This is a genomic window from Bradyrhizobium sp. 44, assembly GCF_023073095.1.
Lineage (GTDB): Bacteria > Pseudomonadota > Alphaproteobacteria > Rhizobiales > Xanthobacteraceae > Bradyrhizobium.
Genome location: NZ_JADPIY010000016.1, coordinates 538,269 through 555,643, shown reverse-complemented (window position 1 = coordinate 555,643; position 17,375 = coordinate 538,269). Strand labels below are relative to the sequence as shown.

The window sequence follows — 17,375 nt, the reverse complement described above, 5'->3', positions numbered from 1 at the left end:
TGAGGAAACGACCCGCCAGCGGGCAGGCAAATCGTCGCTCGCGCCGTTGGGCATCGCACAAGCCGATATCATAAAACGGACGCCGGTGCGTTTGCATTGCAGGAGAAACCAATGACAAAAAAACCAACCAATGGGCATGCCCCCGCCGGCAACGGCGCTCGCCGCCACCTTCGCTCTCAGGAATGGTTCAACAATCCGCATAATCCAGGCATGACCGCTCTCTATCTGGAGCGCTATTTGAACTACGGTCTCACCCGCGCCGAGCTTCAGTCCGGCAAGCCGATCATCGGCATCGCCCAGACCGGCAACGACCTCTCCCCCTGCAACCGCCACCACATCGAGCTTGCCCATCGCGTCCGCGAAGGCATCCGCGAGGCCGGCGGCATTGCGATGGAATTCCCGACCCATCCGATCCAGGAGACCGGCAAGCGCCCGACCGCGGCGCTCGACCGCAACCTGGCTTATCTCGGCCTGGTCGAGATCCTCTATGGCTACCCCCTCGACGGCGTGGTGCTGACCACCGGCTGCGACAAGACCACGCCGGCCTGCATGATGGCGGCGGCGACCGTCAACCTGCCCGCGATCGTGCTGTCGGGCGGGCCGATGCTGAACGGCTGGCATAATGGCGAGCGCACCGGCTCCGGCACCATCGTCTGGAAGTCGCGCGAGCGGCTTGCCGCCGGCGAGATCGACTATGAAGAGTTCATGGAGATCGTGGCGTCATCGGCCCCCTCGGTCGGCCATTGCAACACCATGGGCACCGCCTCGACCATGAACGGGCTTGCGGAAGCGCTCGGTTTCTCGCTGCCGGGCTGTGCGGCGATCCCCGCTCCCTATCGCGAGCGCGGCCAGATCGCCTATGAGACGGGCAAGCGCGCCGTCGAGATGGTCTGGGAAGACCTCAAGCCTTCGGACATCCTGACCCGCAAGGCGTTCGAGAACTGCATCGTGATAAATTCGGCGATCGGCGGCTCGACCAACGCGCCGATCCACATCAACGCGCTGGCGCGCCACATCGGCGTCGAGCTCTCGATCGACGACTGGCAGAAGGTCGGCCATGACGTGCCGCTGCTGGTCAACATGCAGCCGGCCGGCTTCTATCTCGGCGAGGAATTCCACCGCGCCGGCGGCGTGCCGGCCGTGGTGCGCGAGCTGATGAAGCACAAGCGCATCCACGAGGACGCGGTCACGGTGAACGGCCGTGGCATCGGCGAGAACTGCGCCAATGCGCCAAAGCCCGACAACGACGTGATCTGGTCTTACGACAAGCCGCTGGTGAAGGACGCCGGCTTCCTGGTGCTGCGCGGCAATCTGTTCGATTCCGCGATCATGAAGACCAGCGTGATCTCCAAGGAGTTTCGCGACCGCTATCTCAGCAACCCCAAGGACCTCAACGCTTTCGAAGGCCGCGCCGTCGTGTTTGAGGGTCCCGAGGACTATCACGAGCGGATCGACGATCCCTCGCTCGAGATCGACGAGCGTTGCGTGCTGTTCATCCGCGGCACCGGCCCGATCGGCTATCCCGGCGGCGCCGAGGTCGTGAACATGCAGCCGCCTGCGGCGCTGATCAAACGCGGCATCATGTCCCTGCCCTGCATTGGCGACGGCCGCCAGTCGGGCACCTCGGGCTCGCCTTCGATCCTCAATGCTTCGCCGGAAGCCGCCGCCAATGGCGGGCTCGCGATCCTCAGAAACGGCGACAAGGTGCGCGTCGATCTGAACAAGGGCAGCGCCAACATTCTCATCTCCGACGACGAGGTGAAGAAGCGCCACGCCGAGCTGACGGCCAATGGCGGCTTCAAGCATCCGCCGAACCAGACGCCGTGGCAGGAGCTTTATCGCAACACCGTTGGACAGCAGTCGACCGGTGCCTGCATGGAGCTCGCCACGCGCTACCAGAACGTCGCCGGCACATTTGGCGTGGCGCGGGATAATCACTGATAGCCACATCGTCATTGCGAGGAGCGAAGCGACGAAGCAATCCAGGCTGTCTCCGCGGTGAGATTCTGGATTGCTTCGCTTCGCTCGCAATGACGATGCAACAGACAAAATTCGATAAGCGAGGAGAACAAGACCATGGCAGACCGCCTCAAGGGAAAGCGCGCCGTCATCACGGCTGCAGCGGCAGGCATCGGACGCGCATGCGCCGTCGCATTCGCGCGTGAAGGCGCGACCGTCATCGCCACCGACATCAACGAGAGCGGCATCGCGAGCCTGGCCAAGGAAGGTATCGCCGAGACCGCGAAGCTCGACGTTCGCAACACCGCCGACGTCAACGCCTTCGCCAAGCGCGTCGGCAAGGTCGACATCCTGCTCAACGCAGCGGGCTTCGTGCATCACGGCACCATTCTCGAGTGTTCGGAAGAGGATTTTGATTTCTCGTTCGACCTCAACGTCAAGTCGATGCACCGGACCATCAGGGCCTTCCTGCCGGACATGCTCGCGGGCGGCGGCGGCAGTATCGTCAACATTTCCTCCTGCGCGGCGCTGCGGCCGCCGGCCAACCGCTACGTCTACAGCTCCTCGAAGGCCGCGGTGTCGCTGCTGACGCGCGCGGTCGCGCTCGACTTCATCACCAAGGGCATCCGCTGCAACAGCATCTGCCCTGGCACCGTCGAGACGCCTTCGATGCTCGACCGCGCCGCGGCGCAAGGGCCGCAGGGCAAGGAGATGTTCGTCTCCCGCCAGAAGATGGGCCGGCTCGGCACCGCCGACGAGATCGCGTCCATGGCGGTCTATCTCGGCAGTGACGAGAGCGCCTTCACCACCGGCGTCGACCTCGTCGTCGACGGCGGCTACATGCTCTGACGCCAAGGCATCCAGAAGGCATCCAGCATGAACAAGATCGATCTCAACGACCGTGTCGCGATCGTCACCGGCGGCGCGCAGGGCTTCGGCCGCGCCATCGTTCAGCGCTTCGTCGCCTCCGGCGCCAAAGTCGCGATCTGGGATTTTGATGCAGCCCTCGCCGAGAGGACGGCAAAGGAAATCGGCGACAATGCCCGCGTCTTCAAGGTCGACGTCACCGATGCCGCGGCCGTCGAGCAGGCCCGCGACGCCACGCTTGCCGCCTTCGGCAAGATCGACATCCTCGTCAACAACGCCGGCATTGCCGGGGTCAACAAGCCGGTCTGGGAGACCGATCTCGAGGAATGGCGGAAAGTTCTGCGCATCAACCTCGACGGCCCCTTCATCGTCTGCAAGGCGATCGTGCCCGCGATGCTCAAGCAGAAATACGGGCGCATCGTCAACATCGCCTCGATCGCCGGCAAGGAAGGCAACCCGAACGCCTCGCACTATTCGGCGTCCAAGGCCGGCTTGATCGCGCTGACCAAGTCGCTCGGCAAGGAATTGGCCGCACATGACATCCTCGTCAATGCGGTGACGCCCGCGGCTGCGAAGACCGCGATCTTCGACCAGATGACGCAGCAGCATATCGACTTCATGCTGTCGAAGATTCCGAAAGGCCGCTTCGTGCTGGTGGAGGAGTTGGCCGCGATGGTGAGCTGGCTCGCATCCGAGGACTGCGGGTTTTCGACCGGCGCCGTGTTCGACATCTCCGGCGGGCGCGCAACTTACTGAGGGCGTCATGGTCAGAGAAGGCGGATGCCTGTGCGGCGCGGTGCGATTCAAGGCGGAAGGCGAGCCGCTCAACGTTCGCATCTGCCATTGCCGCATATGCCAAAAGGCAATGGGCTCGCCCTACTTCGTCCGCGCGCAGTTCGACCAGCGCGCACTGACCGTCGAGGGCGACACCGCCCGCTATGCGTCGTCCGAGAACATCGACCGCGTGTTCTGCAAACGCTGCGGCACGCGGCTGTTCTCCTGGCGGCGCAACGGCACGCTGGCGGGCGTCGCACTGACGACGTTCGACGATCGCAACGCCTTCGCGCCGACCGAGCACATCTGGGTCTCCGAGAAGCTCGCCTGGCTGAAGCTCGACGACGGGCTGACGCAATATCCGGGGACCATTCCTGCATGAATTGCACGACTGCACGGCAGGTTCGGGGCGCCGATCATTTGCGGCGTGGCATTTCGGAACCGGCCACCCTATGTTGAGGTGAAGCGTTGCTGCACCGCCGGTTGGCTGGGTCGGCTGCATGACCGCAGGCAACCGGGACGGACGAGCCGTGAACATTTCTTTGTATGACCTCTCGGTGTGGGTGCTGCCGCTGCTGCTCGCCATCACCTTCCACGAGGCTGCGCACGCCTTCGTCGCATATCGTCTCGTGACGACACCGCATGGCAGCTCGGCCGTGTCAGCTTCAACCCGCTCCGCCACATCGACCCGTTCGGCACGCTGATATTGCCGGCGATGCTGCTGTTCGCGCATTCGCCGTTCCTGTTCGGCTACGCCAAGCCTGTGCCGGTGAATTTTCGCAAACTCAACAACCCCAGGCTCGGCATGGTGTGGGTGGCGCTGGCCGGGCCCGCCACCAACATCCTGCTGGCGTTGGCCGCAGCTCTTGCCCTGCACGCCCTGCCCTGGGCTCCGGCCAACTCGGCGCAATGGATCTTCGACAATCTCAAGAACGCACTGCTGATCAACGCGGTGCTGGCAGTGTTCAACATGATGCCGATCCCGCCGCTCGACGGCGGGCGCGTCGCGGTGGGGCTGCTGCCCCAGCCGCTTGCCCTGCCGCTGGCGCGGCTCGAGCCTTTCGGGATGCTGATCCTGATCGGCTTGCTGATCCTGCTACCGCTGGCAGGCTCCCAGTTCGGTCTAAATCTTGATGTTATTTCAGCAATACTGCGAACGTTGACCGGTTATGTGATTCAGGCTGTTCTCATTCTGACCGGCAATGCTTAGTTGAACAGCAACACACCCGAACACAAGCCGAAGGGCTCGAGGCCGACTTGGTCAAAGCTGCCGACATGCTGATCGCGCGACGCGCCGATACCCGCGCCCGCGCCGATTTCGCCACCTGGAAGATGATGGCCAAGCTCAACGGGTCGTCGGCGCTGCCTCCGGGGGCGCAGGAATTCCTCGTGAGCTACAAGAACCTGCAGGCACAGATGAACGAGGGTGAGGCTACCGAGGCCACCATCGGCGCCATCTACAAGGCCTACTATGCCGAGATGGGCGGCGCGGGAACCCCGCCTGACGTCCGCCCACGGGCGGCCGAGCCGGCGGCGGACAATGTTACCGCGTTCCGCCGCCCAGACCCGAAGCCGAAAAAGGCCAGTTTCTTCGGAGCAGCGACCGCGGGCGCAAGCCAGAAACGGCCGCTCCCAGTGGCGCTGATCTTCGCCTGCCTGGTCGTGGTCTATGTCGGGATCCGGCTCTACTGGCGCTGAGCCGTCTTCTTCTTTTTCTTTGCGTCCGGCGGCGTGAAGATGATGTCGACGGTGCGCTCGAACCGGTCGTCGGTCAGGCTGGCGGGCGGTTGCGGGATGGGATCGGACTTGCGGACAATCGAGATCGCCGCCGCATCGTAAGCTGCATCCCCGGACGACTCGACAACGTCGACTGAAAGCACGTTGCCCCGTCGGTTGATCGCGAAGCTGACCTTGACCTTCTGATTGTTGGGCTCCTTGCCCTCCGGGTTGACCTTGTGGGCCGTGAGATGCGCGCTGATCTTGCGATTCCAGTCCGCCGTGAGCTTCAGAATGTCCTTGCCGATGCCGAGCACAGGCGCCAGCGCCTTCTCGGCCTCGCGCGCGTCCTCGTCGAGCGTCTGCCGCGCCGTCGCAACGGACTTCGGCGAGGCTTCCGCAGCGGGCGTTTCGACCGCCGCAATCTTCGGATCCTCGTCCTGCGGCTTCTTCGAGATGTTCTCGGTGACGACCCGATCGGGATCGTCGACCTGTTGCGACTGATCCTTTGGAAGCTCGGTTTCCTTGGTCTCGGCCTTTTGCTCGGGAAGCGCCTGCTGTTCCTGCATCGCTTCACTATCCGGTCCCGGCGGAAGGTCGGTATCGGGCGCCTTCGGCGAGGCCATCTCGACAGCGAACTCCGCGCCGGCCGCGCCGAGGCCGTCGTCGCCGTCATCGGCCCGCAGGTGCGCCAGCGCGAGCGCGGCACCACCCAGATGGAGCGCGAGCGCCGCCAGCGCTGCCAAAATCCAAAGCGTCCGGGCTGGTCTGGACTCGTCCGACATCGCGGGCCTCTAAGGCTGAGCTGCGCCTGCCGCAGGCGCCCCCGGAGCGCCTTCCAGCGCAACCAGCTTCACCCGCGAATAGCCGCCTGAGCGCAACAGCTCCATGACGCCCATCAACTCGCCATACGGCACCGAGCGATCGGCGCGCAGGAAGACGTACTTGTCCTTGCTCATGTCGGACAGACCGTCCAGCGTGCCGAGCAACTCGGCGCGGTGCACCGGGTTCTCTCCGATGGCGAGGGTCAAATCGGGCTTGATGCTGAGATAGGTCGGCTTGTCCGGCTTCTTCTGCGGCGTCGCGCTCGACGTCGGCAGATCGATCGGCAGGTCGACGGTCGAGAGCGGCGCTGCGACCATGAAGATGATCAGCAGCACCAGGATGACGTCGATGAACGGCGTGACGTTGATTTCGTGCGTTTCGCCGAAATCGTCGTCGTCATCATTGTCTGCGAGCGAGACGCCCATGGGTCACTCCGCCGCGCGCGAATGCACGCTGCCGTGGCTGCGGTCGAGATCGCGCGAGAGCAACCGTCCCGCAGCGCCCGAAGCACGGCTGACGAGCTCGAGATAGCTCTTCGTCACGCGCGAGAAGTAATTGTAGATAATGACGGCGGGAATGGCGGCGACCAGGCCGATCGCGGTGGCGAGCAGCGCCTCGGCGATACCGGGCGCGACGACGGCGAGGTTCGTGGTCTGCGACTTCGAGATGCCGATGAAGCTGTTCATGATGCCCCACACCGTGCCGAACAGGCCGACGAAGGGCGAGGTCGAGCCGATGGTCGCGAGCACGCCCATGCCGACGCGGATGCGCCGCGCCTCCGCGCGCATGATCTCGGAGAAGCTCGAAGCCGCCCGCTCCTTGATGCCGGTGTCACTGGACAGGCCGGCCGACATCCGCGCCTCCCGCAGCGCCGCCGCCAGGAAGGACGGCAGGATCCCCGCTTTGGAGCCGAGCGCCATCTGCGCTTCCGCGAGCGAGCGCGCCTCCGCGATCTTCTTCAGCGCCGAGCGAAGCTTGGTCGAGGCGATCGACAATTCGATCGACTTGGCGATCAGCACCGTCCAGGTCACGAGCGACGCAAAGGCGAGCCCGATCATCACCGCCTTCACGATGATATCCGCCGACTGGAACATCACCCAGGGCGACAATTCCTTCATGGCGGGCGCGATGCCGGCTGCCGTATCGGACTTTGCAGCCGCGGACACGACAGCTTGGGGCGCCGCAGGCGGAGCAACAACCGGGGCCGGGCTGACCGCGGACGGCTGAGCCGTCGACTGGACCGGTGCCGCGGGCGCGGCCTGTGTCTGGGCAGAAACAGGGGATGCAAGCCAGGCGGCCGCCAGCACCAGAGCTGCGGCAAGGCTTGCTTGGAAGGACATGATCTTCATACTTCGGCCCAGTAGCGAATGAGATTGTGATAGATACCCGTCAATTTGACCGTTTCGGGATCGTCACGCCCGAGCCGTTCCACCAGCGCCTGTATCGCGGTGTCGAGGTCAAAGATCATGCTCCGGGCTTGATCGTCCCGTATCATGCTCTGAAGCCAGAAGAAAGACGCAACCCGCGTTCCCCTCGTCACCGGGGTGACCAGATGGAGGCTGGTCGAGGGATAGAGCACGCAGTCCCCGGCCTGCAACTTGACTTCGTGCGAGCCGTAACTGTCCTCGATCACAAGTTCGCCACCGTCGTACTCCTCCGGCTCGGCCAGGAACAGCGTCACCGACAGATCCGTGCGGATACGGAGGCCGGTCAGGCGGTCGCCGCGGATGGCATTGTCGACATGCAGGCCGAAATGGTGGCCGCTGCTGGCTGCATAGCGGTTGAACAGCGGCGGGAAGATCTGGAGCGGGATCGCCGCCGCGATGAAGCGCGGGTTCGAGGTCAGCGCCGTAACGATGCGGTTGCCGAGCTTGCGCGCGACCTCGCCGTCCGGCGGCAATTGCTCGTTGCGCTTGACCATCGCCGACTGCGAGCCGGCGGTGGAACGGCCGTCCTCCCATTCGCTAGCGTCCATGATGCGGCGGAAATCCGCCACATCATCCTTGCTCAGAACGCCAGGAAGGCAGGTCAACATGATCAGAACTTCGCCGTCGTGATGAGGTAGAACGCCCGCCCCGGCGCGACCGCGACGAAGGGAACCGCGCTGCGATAGAGCGTATCGTAGTAGAGCTTGTTGGTGAGATTCTGGGCGTAGAACTTCATTGTCCAGTTCTTGTCGATCTTCTTCTCGACGAACGCGTCGAAGCGCCAGTAGCTCGGCAACTCGTTGCCGGTATTGGCCGCGAACGTGCCGCCATACACCTTCGAACGGTACACCGCCTGACCGCCCAGCTCCCAGCCGTCGTCGAACTTGTACTTGGTCAGCATGCTGAACGATTGATGAGCCACATTGGCAAGCTGCAGGCCGAGATTTGAGGCGAGACCGCTCTGCGTGACCTTCGATTGCATCAACACCAGGCCGCCGAAGATGCTCCAGCGATCGGTGATCTTGCCTTCGGCCTCGATATCGATGCCCTGGATCCTGTAGGCAGCGCCCGAAGTCAGCAGGCCGCTGACGGTTTCGCGCGCATTGTCCTTCGTGGTCTGGAACAACGCGGCGCTAACCAGCAAATGGCGATCAGCCAGCTCCCATTTGGTGCCGAGTTCGGCTGCCTTGTTGCGCTCCGGCCCGAGCAAGATAGCCGTGTTGGCAGGAATGCCGCCGTAGTCGGTGGCGGTCGCGTCAAGCTCCGATCCGAACGGATTGGCCGAGGTCGCATAGGCCGCATAGAGGCTGCCGATCGACATTGGCTTGTAGACCAGGCCGACGTTGTAATTGACGAGATCAGCATTCTGTTTGAGATGATCCGCGTTGGTCGACGAACTCTGGCTGTAACCGTCGTAGCGCACGCCACCATTGACGATGATCGTGTCCTGCCAGTTCGCGGTGTCCATGACGTAGACGCTGCTGGTGTTGACGCCATAGCGCGTCGGATTTCCAACCAGCGACGGCGTGTTGCTGAAGGGAATGTAGGTGTACTGCGGCGAGTAGAGGTTGACCCCCGGGACCGCCCCGCTGCTGGTCGAGCCGCCGCCGAACAGTTCCGACGAGAGGCCGGTGTAACGGTCGATCGAGATGTTCTCGTTGGCATATTCCACGCCGAACACCGCGGTGTGCTTGACCCCGCCGGTGTCGAGCTTGAACGTGGCCTCGTTCTGGTTGGCCCACACGTCGACGTTCTGGTAGCGGCTCTGCGCACTGGCCGTCGTCGTCCAGAGCAGCGGATTGGGGCTCGTCGTAACCGGGTTCTGCGGCAGCGTGCCGATATAATTCAGCAGCGAGTGCTCGCCGCGCACCTTGCTGCTGAGCGTGATGGCCTCGTTGACCTTGTACTCGATCGTGCCGGTGCCGAAATCCTGCCGCGCGGTCTGGAAGTCGCGGTTGAGGAAGCCGTACCAGTTACCACGCGGAATGCCCGCCGACGTCACCGGGACGTTGCCCTGCTTGTAGTAGGGCACGCCGAAATCAGGATAGCCGCTGAGGTCGGTGTGGACGTAGTTCGTCGTGATCTTGATGTCGTTGGTCGGGGTATACTTGGTCGCGATGAACGAACCCCAGCGATTGTCGGTGACGTAATCGCGGCCGGCGACGTTGGCGTCCTGGAACAGGCCGCCGGCGCGCACCGAGAAAGTGGGATCGATGACCTGGTTGACGTCGAGCGTGACCCGCTTGGTCCGGTCGGTGCCGAACTCGGTGTCCATTCGCTTGAAATTGACGTCGCCAGCCTGCTTGGTGACGATGTTGATGGCACCGCCGGCGGTGCCGCGGCCTGCGTAGGACGAGGCCGGCCCGCGCAGAATCTCGATCTGCTCGGTGAAGAAGTTCTCGCGGATAGAGACCGCGGGATCGCGGATACCGTCGATGAAGACGTCGTTGCGCGCATCGAAGCCGCGGATGAAGAAGCGATCCCCGAACGCGTTGCCGCCTTCCCCAGATCCCAGCGTCACGCCGGCGGTCGAGCGCCCGATCTCCTTCAGCGTCGTGGCGTTCTTGTCCTCGAGCACTTCCTTGCTGAGCACGGTGATGGTCTTCGGCGTGTTCAGCATTGGCTCGGGAAACTTGCCGGAGGCCTGGACGTGGTCGACCTTGTAGGGTGCCGCCGGATCGGAATAGGGATTGCGATCGGCTTCGCCGGCTGGAACGGTGGGAGCGGTCTGCTGCGCCGCCTGCTGCCGCGGCGCGGCGCGGCGAAGCGCATTGCGCGCGCGGACCTGGTCCGCCGTCGGCTTCGAAGCCACCGGGCGCGGACGCGCGACCGGCGCATCGACCGTTACCGGCGGCAGGTTCGACTGCTGCGCCTCCGCGCCGCTCGACACCGATGCTGCCGCGATCAGGCCCGCGACAGCCGAAACCTTCTTGCCGGAAACGCCCGTGAACTTTTCATCGAATGCTGCGACCGAACGCAACGACTTCGGTGCGACCACCTGCCCCATTACCAACACGCCCCATATTCCTGTTCGCCCATTCACTTCGATGAGCGATTGGAGTGTTGGTATCGGCCGCAAAATAGCGGGTCAATGCGAGCAAGCCGCGAGAACCCTTGAATAAGTCCAGATCAAAACGATTCTAAACTGCAGCTTGAAATCGTTCTAAATCAAGATTGGATTTGTTCTAAAGCGAGCGCGAGATCGGCGGTCGCGCGCGCATCGTCAATCACTGCTCGGCGGCTTCATCAGCGAGAACAATTCATCGACGGTCTTCTGCGCCACCGCGCGCACGCGATCGCTGTTGTCCATGCCGGCAATGTTGACGCCCCCGACGACGGCTCTGATCTCGTCGCGGAAGTCGGTGAGAAAGCGCAAGGGATCACGCTGCTCGTTGGCGACGCGTGCGATCAGTCCCGTGATCAGGATCTGACACGCGATCAGCTTGCCGTTCAGGTCGTCCATGCTGCGCTCCCGTTGTGGAGCGCCGATATGACCGATGCCGAATTTCCTGACAACCGAAACGGCCTCTGCGCGACTTAGAACCGTTCTTGGGAGCCGCCCCGCGTAGCACATCCCTATCCCGCGCACACCGCTTCCGAGCATTGCACAAGATTTGCTCGCAGATCGTTCGTGGCGGGAGAATGCAGCACTGCACACCGTAGTGACACGGAGCTGCCTAGACAGTGCAAAGCTTTCCAATTGTTTAGGATTCTCAGCCGATAGTGCTGTTTACACTGGAACTTGGCGTGTATTATACAAGCGCGTTGGAACCCTATGATTGCCTCACAATTCGTAGCTTAAGGCACAAGAGCCGACGCGAGACGATATGAAAAAGTCCCGGCCGATCCTCTGGATTCTGATCATCGCGGCCGTGGCCTCCGCGGGTTACTATGGTTGGCAGAAATTCGGCTCGCCCGACGCTGGAAAAACCCAGACCGCACAGAAGGGGCCGCAGCGCCCGCCCGCCGTCCCCGTGAGCGTTTCGCCGGTCCAGAAGGTGGACTTTCCGGTTTACCTGACCGGTCTCGGCACGGTTGCGGGCTTCAACACCGTCCAAGTCCGGACCCGGGTGGATGGGCAGATCGACAAGATTGCCTTCACCGAAGGCCAGATCGTCAAGGAGGGCGAGCTCCTCGCCTCGATCGATCCCCGCCCCTATCAGGCCACGCTCGACCAGGCCAAGGCCAAGAAGGCGCAGGACGAGGCAAATCTGGCCAACGCCAATCTCGAGCTCCAGCGCGCCATGAAACTCGGCGAATTCGCCACCGCACAGCGGGTCGACACCCAGCGCTCCACGGTCGCCCAGCTCACCGCGCAGATCGCCGCCGACGAAGCTTCGATCTCCAACGCGCAGACCCAGCTCGACTACACCCAGGTCAAGGCGCCGATCACCGGCGTCGCGGGCCTGCGGCAGGTCGACGTCGGCAACATCGTCAATTCCTCGACGCAGACCGGCATCGTCACGATTTCGCAGGTCGAGCCGATCTCGGTGATCTTCACCGCACCAGAAGACCAGCTGCCCTATATCAGCGAAGGCCAGAAGGCCGGCGCGCTCAGGGTGATCGCCTTCACCACCGACGGCAAGAAGACTCTGGCCGAGGGCAAGCTCGCCGTCATCAACAACCAGGTCGACACCAGCAGCGGCACGATCCGGCTCAAGGCGGTGTTCGACAACAAGGACCACGCGCTGTGGCCCGGGCAGTCGGTGTCGACGCGCCTGCTGGTGCGCACTCTGAAGGATGCGACCGTTGTCCCGGATGACGCGGTCCAGCACTCCACCAACGGCCTCTACGCCTATACCGTCAATCAGGACAACAAGGCCGAGGTGCACAAGATCAAGGTCAGCTACGCGATTGACGGACGCTCGGTCGTCGACGAAGGGCTGACGCCCGGGCAGCAGGTGATCACCGGCGGCCAATTCAAGGTCCAGCCCGGAAGCCTCGTCTCCACGGCCGTGGCGAGTACGGATCCGGCGCAGAACAAGGTTCGACAGGAATGAACGCGGGCGGGATTTCGGCACCTTTCATCCGTTATCCCATCGGCACCTCGCTGCTGATGGCCGGCATTCTCTTCGTCGGTCTCGTCGCCTATCCTCTGCTGCCCGTCGCGCCCCTGCCGCAGGTGGACTTCCCGACCATCCAGATCACCGCCAATCTGCCGGGCGGCAGTCCCGAGACCATGGCCTCGTCGGTGGCCCAACCGCTCGAACGGCAATTCGCCCAGATCCCGGGCATCGCCCAGATGACCTCGACGAGTTATCTGGGCACCGCGTCGATCACCATCCAGTTCGACCTCAACCGCAGCATCGACGGCGCCGCCAACGACGTGCAGGGCGCCATCAACGCCGCGAGCGGTCAGCTGCCGAAGAACCTGCCCTCGCCGCCGACCTACCGCAAGGTCAACCCGGCCGACGCCCCGATCCTGCTGTTGTCGGCAACCTCCGAGACAATGCCGCTGACCAGTGTCAGCGACGCGGTCGATGCCCAGCTCGCCCAGCAGATCAGCCAGCTCTCGGGCGTCGCGCAGGTCTTCATCGGCGGCCAGCAGAAGCCCTCGATCCGCATTCAGATCGACCCGGCGAAGCTCGTCGCCAAGGGCCTGTCGATGGAGGACGTGCGCAGCCAGATCGCGATCACCACGGTCGACAGCCCCAAGGGCAACATCGACGGCCCGAAGCGCGCCTACACGATCTACGCCAACGACCAGCTCACCCAGGCCAAGGACTGGAACGACGTCATCATCGCCTATCGCAACGGCGGTCCCTTGCGAATCCGCGACATCGGCCAGGCGGTCAGCGGCCCCGAGGACGCCAAGCAGGCGGCCTGGGCCAACGGCAAGCGCGGCGTGTTCCTGGTGGTGTTCAAGCAACCCGGCGCCAACGTCATCGAGACCGTCGACCGGATCAAGTCGACGTTGCCTCGCCTCGTCGCAGCGATCCCGCCCGCGATCAAGATCGAGGTCATCAGCGACCGCACCACGACAATTCGCGCCGCGGTCGAAGACGTCCAGTTCACGCTGCTGCTGACCATTGCGCTGGTCGTCATGGTCATCTTCATCTTCCTGCGCAGCTTCTGGGCAACGGTCATTCCCACCATCACGGTGCCACTGGCGCTGCTGGGCGCGTGCGCGCTGATGTGGGTGTTCGGCTACTCGCTCGACAATCTGTCGCTGATGGCGCTCACCATCGCGGTCGGATTCGTCGTCGACGACGCCATCGTGATGCTGGAGAACATCACGCGCTACATCGAGGAAGGCGAATCGCCGATGGCGGCGGCCTTCAAGGGCTCGAAGGAAATCGGCTTCACCATCGTCTCGATCAGCATCTCGCTGGTCGCGGTGCTGATTCCGCTGCTGCTGATGGGCGGCATCATCGGGCGCCTGTTCCGCGAATTCGCCGTCGTGCTGGCGATGACGATCTTCGTCTCGATGTTCGTGTCGCTGACCCTGACGCCGATGATGGCCTCGCGCTTCCTGCGCGCCCATGGCGAGGTCACCCACGGCAAGTTCTACCAGTGGAGCGAGCGCGGCTTCGACCGGATGTTGCGCGGTTACGAATGGATGCTCGACCATGCCCTGGCCTGGCGCCGCACCACGCTCACGATCTTCTTCGCGACCCTTGCCCTGTCCGTCTATCTGTTCGTGCTGATCCCGAAAGGGTTCTTCCCGCAACAGGACGTCGGCCTGATCACTGCGACCTCGGAAGCCTCCCAGGACATCTCGTTCGCGGAGATGCAGCGCCGCCAGGTCGAGCTCGGCAAGATCGTGATGGACGATCCCGACATCGCATCCATCGCCATGAACATCGGTGGCAGCGGCCGCGCCGGCAACAACGGCAACATGTTCATCACGCTGAAGCCGCGTAACGAGCGCGAAGCCTCCGCGCAGCAGATCATCGCCCGGCTGCGTCCCAAGCTCGAGAAGGTGTCCGGCGCCCGCCTCTACATGCAGGCGGCCCAGGACGTCCGGCTCGGCGGCCGGCCGACGCGTACGCAGTTCGAGTTCACCCTGCAGGACGCCGATCTCGCCGAGCTCAACGACTGGGCGCCGAAGATCCTCGCCAAGATGCAGACCTTGCCGCAACTGCGCGACGTTGCGACCGACCAGCAGACCCAGGGCACCACGGTTCAGCTCAAGATCAACCGCGATACTGCAGCGCGTTACGGAATCCAGCCGCAGCTGATCGACGACACGCTGTACGACGCCTTCGGACAGCGCCAGGTCACGCAGTATTTCACCCAGCTCAACACCTACAAGGTGATCCTCGAGATCCTGCCGGAGATGCAGGGCAGCCTCGAGAGCCTGAACAAGCTCTACCTGAAATCTCCGCTGACCGGCGACCAGGTGCCGCTGTCGACCTTCGCGACCTGGAGCACCGATCCGGTCCGCCCGCTCTCGATCAGCCACCAGGGCCAGTTCCCCGCGATCACGATCAGCTTCAACCTCGCCCAGGGCGTCGCGCTCGGCCAGGCCACCGAGGCTGTGCAGAAGGCGATGGCCGATCTCGGCGCGCCGCCGACGCTCAATTCGAGCTTCCAGGGCACGGCACAGGCGTTCCAGCAATCGCTCGGCACCGTGCCGCTCCTCATCCTCGCAGCGCTGGTCGTGGTCTATCTGATCCTCGGCATCCTCTACGAGAGCTACATCCATCCGATCACGATTCTGTCGACCCTGCCCTCGGCCGGCGTCGGCGCGCTCGCGATCCTGATGGCGGCCGGCTTCGAGTTCAGCCTCATTGCTTTGATCGGAGTCATTCTGCTGATCGGCATCGTGAAGAAGAACGGCATCATGATGGTGGACTTCGCCATCGCCGCGGAGCGCGACGAGCACAAGACGCCGGCGGAATCGATCCGGCAGGCGGCGCTGTTGCGCTTCCGTCCGATCATGATGACGACGATGGCTGCCCTGCTCGGCGGCGTGCCGCTGATGCTCGGCCACGGCACCGGCGCCGAGATTCGCCAGCCGCTCGGCTACGCCATGGTCGGCGGTCTGATCGTCAGCCAGGCGCTGACGCTGTTCACCACCCCGGTCGTCTATCTCTATCTCGACGAGCTCAACAACTGGTTCTCGGGCTGGGGCCGTAAGGGTGATGGTGAAGGCGACGAGACGGTCGAGCACGGCACCGTTAAGGAAGCTGCCGAGTAGCAGCTTGCACCGCACGCCTCACGACGTTACAGCGAGCCCCTCGGTTCACGTCAACGCGGTCTTGCCATGCCCATGCAATCCAGACTTGTCGCCCTTGCCGCCGCTGTCCTGTTGTCTGCGGGTGGCGCGCATGCCCAGCAAGGCGCCAAGAAGAGCGCGGCTCCCTCTGCCCCGGCGGCACAGCCCGCGCCGGCTCCGACGCAGCCGCAGGCTGACGGCGCTGCGGCGCAGCAGCCCGGCTGGGTCGTGCGCTGCACCAGCGTCAGCCGCGACGCGCCGCTCGAATGCGCGATGGAGCAGAACGCGGTGCTCACCAAGACCGGCCAGACCATCGTCCTGATCAACATCCGCATCGCACCCGACACCCGCACACCCGTGGCGCTGCTGCAATTGCCGCTTGGCCTCAACCTTCCCATCGGCGCCAAGCTCCAGGTCGACGACGGCAAGACGGTCGATCTCCAGATCCAGACCTGCGAGAACCGCGGCTGCTACGCATCGACGCCGATCGCGCCAGACCTGTTGGCCACTTTAAGGTCAGGCAAGCAGCTGAAGGTCTCCTTCCAGAACATGGCCAAGGAAACGATCGCGATCCCGATGCCGCTGGGCGATTTCGTGGCGGCCTACGACAAGATCAAGTAGCTCTTTCGCGCGTTCACCGCCGCGCCATCTGCGCGTTGCCGACGGCGTCGCCGTCGAGCTTCTGGTCGTCGTGCATGACGACAGTGACGCGCGAGAGCCGTCCTTCGAATTCGAACGGCGCATCGTAATGCGACACCGAGCTGTCGCGGCCGATGTCGAGGCCGGACCACGAGATCAGCATGTGGAATCCGAGCTGGGTCTGCAGCGCTCCCGCCGGCTCGCCGTCGATCAGCCGCGTGTAGCCGGTGACGCCGGTGACGCCGGTACGCGAGCCCTTGGCCGGCGGCTCCTTGCGCACGAGACGTTCGACATGCACGCCGAGCCGCCGCGCGCCCGACGGCACCTAGCGCTCCGAGCGGACGATCTGGTGACTGCCGCCGATGCTGAGGTCATGCACGAGATCGCCGTCCTTGACGTAAAGGCTGTAGCCGGCAAGTGAAACGGCTAGCCACGATGCTGCTGCATGGGCAAGCACCGATGTGTGGGGCTGGTCAGCGCCCTTCCTTCACGGGGTCGCTCGCCCTCAGCAGCGTCGTGAAGCCGCCATAGATCATGCGCTTGCCGTCGAACGGCATGCCCTCCAACTTCAGCCGCGGGTCCGCCATCACCTTCTTGTTGACGGCGTCGCGAGTCTCCCGGTCGCGATAGATGATCCATGAGAACACCACGATCTCGTCCTCCTTCGCCATCACCGCGCGCGGAAACGAGGTCAGCTCGCCATAGGGCACGTCGTCGCCAATGCATTCGACGTAATCGAGCGCACCGTGCTCCATCCAGATCGCGCAGGCCGTTGTCGCCAGCGCCTTGTAGGCCTCGATGTTGTCCTTCGGCACGGCCAGCACGAAACCATCGACATAGGGCATCACGGATCTCCTTGGGTTGTGTGTCCGGAGGACGATCCAGCGCGCGGTGGCCCGACTCGTCGTGGCACCCACAAGGTGAGGCAAACTGTCGCGAGCAATTCGTGCGCTACTTCACATTCGCCCGTCGCGGCCCCGTGACATCATCCCTGACGTTTGCATCCG

General features: G+C 63.9%; 16 protein-coding genes and 1 pseudogene. 9 read left to right on the top strand and 8 right to left on the bottom strand.

The genetic code is table 11. From position 1 onward, the window contains the following. Positions 1-111 precede the first annotated feature (111 nt). From IVB41_RS19110 to IVB41_RS19085, 6 genes and pseudogenes are all read left to right on the top strand, one after another. Entirely contained in the window at positions 112-1,941 is a 1,830-nt protein-coding gene (locus IVB41_RS19110; protein ID WP_247408246.1) for an IlvD/Edd family dehydratase, read from the top strand. Positions 1,942-2,076: 135 nt separating this feature from the next. After that, positions 2,077-2,808 carry an SDR family oxidoreductase gene (locus IVB41_RS19105; protein WP_027569534.1) on the top strand — a complete coding sequence of 244 codons (732 nt, stop codon included), beginning with the start codon at positions 2,077-2,079 and terminating at the stop codon, positions 2,806-2,808. Between the two features lie 27 nt (positions 2,809-2,835). After that, positions 2,836-3,582: an SDR family NAD(P)-dependent oxidoreductase gene (locus IVB41_RS19100; RefSeq protein ID WP_247433868.1), complete on the top strand. Its 747-nt coding sequence runs from the start codon at positions 2,836-2,838 to the stop codon at positions 3,580-3,582. A gap of 7 nt (positions 3,583-3,589) precedes the next feature. Further along, on the top strand, positions 3,590-3,982 hold the full coding sequence (locus IVB41_RS19095) for a GFA family protein (protein ID WP_027569532.1): 393 nt from the start codon (positions 3,590-3,592) through the stop codon (positions 3,980-3,982). Between the two features lie 148 nt (positions 3,983-4,130). Next, positions 4,131-4,810, top strand: a pseudogene (locus IVB41_RS19090) (site-2 protease family protein). A 65-nt stretch (positions 4,811-4,875) separates the two neighbouring features. After that, a complete protein-coding gene (locus IVB41_RS19085; protein WP_027569530.1) occupies positions 4,876-5,298 on the top strand; it encodes a hypothetical protein in 423 nt (140 codons plus the stop codon). On the opposite strand, the gene IVB41_RS19080 is transcribed toward IVB41_RS19085, so the two are convergent. From IVB41_RS19080 to IVB41_RS19055, 6 genes are all read right to left on the bottom strand, one after another. After that, on the bottom strand, positions 5,286-6,101 hold the full coding sequence (locus tag IVB41_RS19080) for an energy transducer TonB (protein WP_007592345.1): 816 nt from the start codon (positions 6,099-6,101) through the stop codon (positions 5,286-5,288). The genes IVB41_RS19085 and IVB41_RS19080 overlap by 13 nt on opposite strands. A gap of 9 nt (positions 6,102-6,110) precedes the next feature. Next, positions 6,111-6,566, bottom strand: a complete 456-nt coding sequence (gene exbD / locus IVB41_RS19075; protein WP_247433865.1) for a TonB system transport protein ExbD — start codon at positions 6,564-6,566, stop codon at positions 6,111-6,113. A gap of 3 nt (positions 6,567-6,569) precedes the next feature. Continuing rightward, positions 6,570-7,490, bottom strand: a complete 921-nt coding sequence (gene exbB / locus IVB41_RS19070; RefSeq protein WP_027569528.1) for a tonB-system energizer ExbB — start codon at positions 7,488-7,490, stop codon at positions 6,570-6,572. Next, complete coding sequence (locus tag IVB41_RS19065; protein WP_247433862.1) at positions 7,487-8,176, bottom strand: Fe2+-dependent dioxygenase; 690 nt, start codon at positions 8,174-8,176, stop codon at positions 7,487-7,489. The genes exbB and IVB41_RS19065 overlap by 4 nt, the downstream gene beginning before the upstream one ends. 2 nt (positions 8,177-8,178) lie before the next feature. Beyond that, a complete protein-coding gene (locus tag IVB41_RS19060; RefSeq protein ID WP_247434828.1) occupies positions 8,179-10,575 on the bottom strand; it encodes a TonB-dependent siderophore receptor in 2,397 nt (798 codons plus the stop codon). A 216-nt stretch (positions 10,576-10,791) separates the two neighbouring features. Beyond that, entirely contained in the window at positions 10,792-11,031 is a 240-nt protein-coding gene (locus tag IVB41_RS19055; protein ID WP_247433859.1) for a hypothetical protein, read from the bottom strand. A 364-nt stretch (positions 11,032-11,395) separates the two neighbouring features. Between IVB41_RS19055 and IVB41_RS19050 the strand changes: the two genes are divergently transcribed. The 3 genes from IVB41_RS19050 (at position 11,396) to IVB41_RS19040 (ending at position 16,350) form a co-directional block, all read left to right on the top strand. Then, positions 11,396-12,568, top strand: a complete 1,173-nt coding sequence (locus IVB41_RS19050) for an efflux RND transporter periplasmic adaptor subunit (RefSeq protein ID WP_027569524.1) — start codon at positions 11,396-11,398, stop codon at positions 12,566-12,568. Further along, a complete protein-coding gene (locus tag IVB41_RS19045) occupies positions 12,565-15,711 on the top strand; it encodes a multidrug efflux RND transporter permease subunit (protein ID WP_247433856.1) in 3,147 nt (1,048 codons plus the stop codon). Before IVB41_RS19050 ends, IVB41_RS19045 begins: the two co-directional genes overlap by 4 nt. A 66-nt stretch (positions 15,712-15,777) precedes the next feature. Further along, positions 15,778-16,350, top strand: coding sequence for an invasion associated locus B family protein (locus IVB41_RS19040; RefSeq protein WP_247433853.1), 573 nt, complete (start codon positions 15,778-15,780; stop codon positions 16,348-16,350). A 13-nt stretch (positions 16,351-16,363) separates the two neighbouring features. Here the strand turns inward: IVB41_RS19040 and IVB41_RS19035 are convergent, their stop codons facing one another. Beyond that, positions 16,364-16,693, bottom strand: coding sequence for a hypothetical protein (locus IVB41_RS19035; protein ID WP_247433850.1), 330 nt, complete (start codon positions 16,691-16,693; stop codon positions 16,364-16,366). Positions 16,694-16,841: 148 nt separating this feature from the next. Further along, a complete protein-coding gene (locus IVB41_RS19030; RefSeq protein ID WP_247433847.1) occupies positions 16,842-17,213 on the bottom strand; it encodes a DUF1428 domain-containing protein in 372 nt (123 codons plus the stop codon). Positions 17,214-17,375 lie beyond the last annotated feature (162 nt).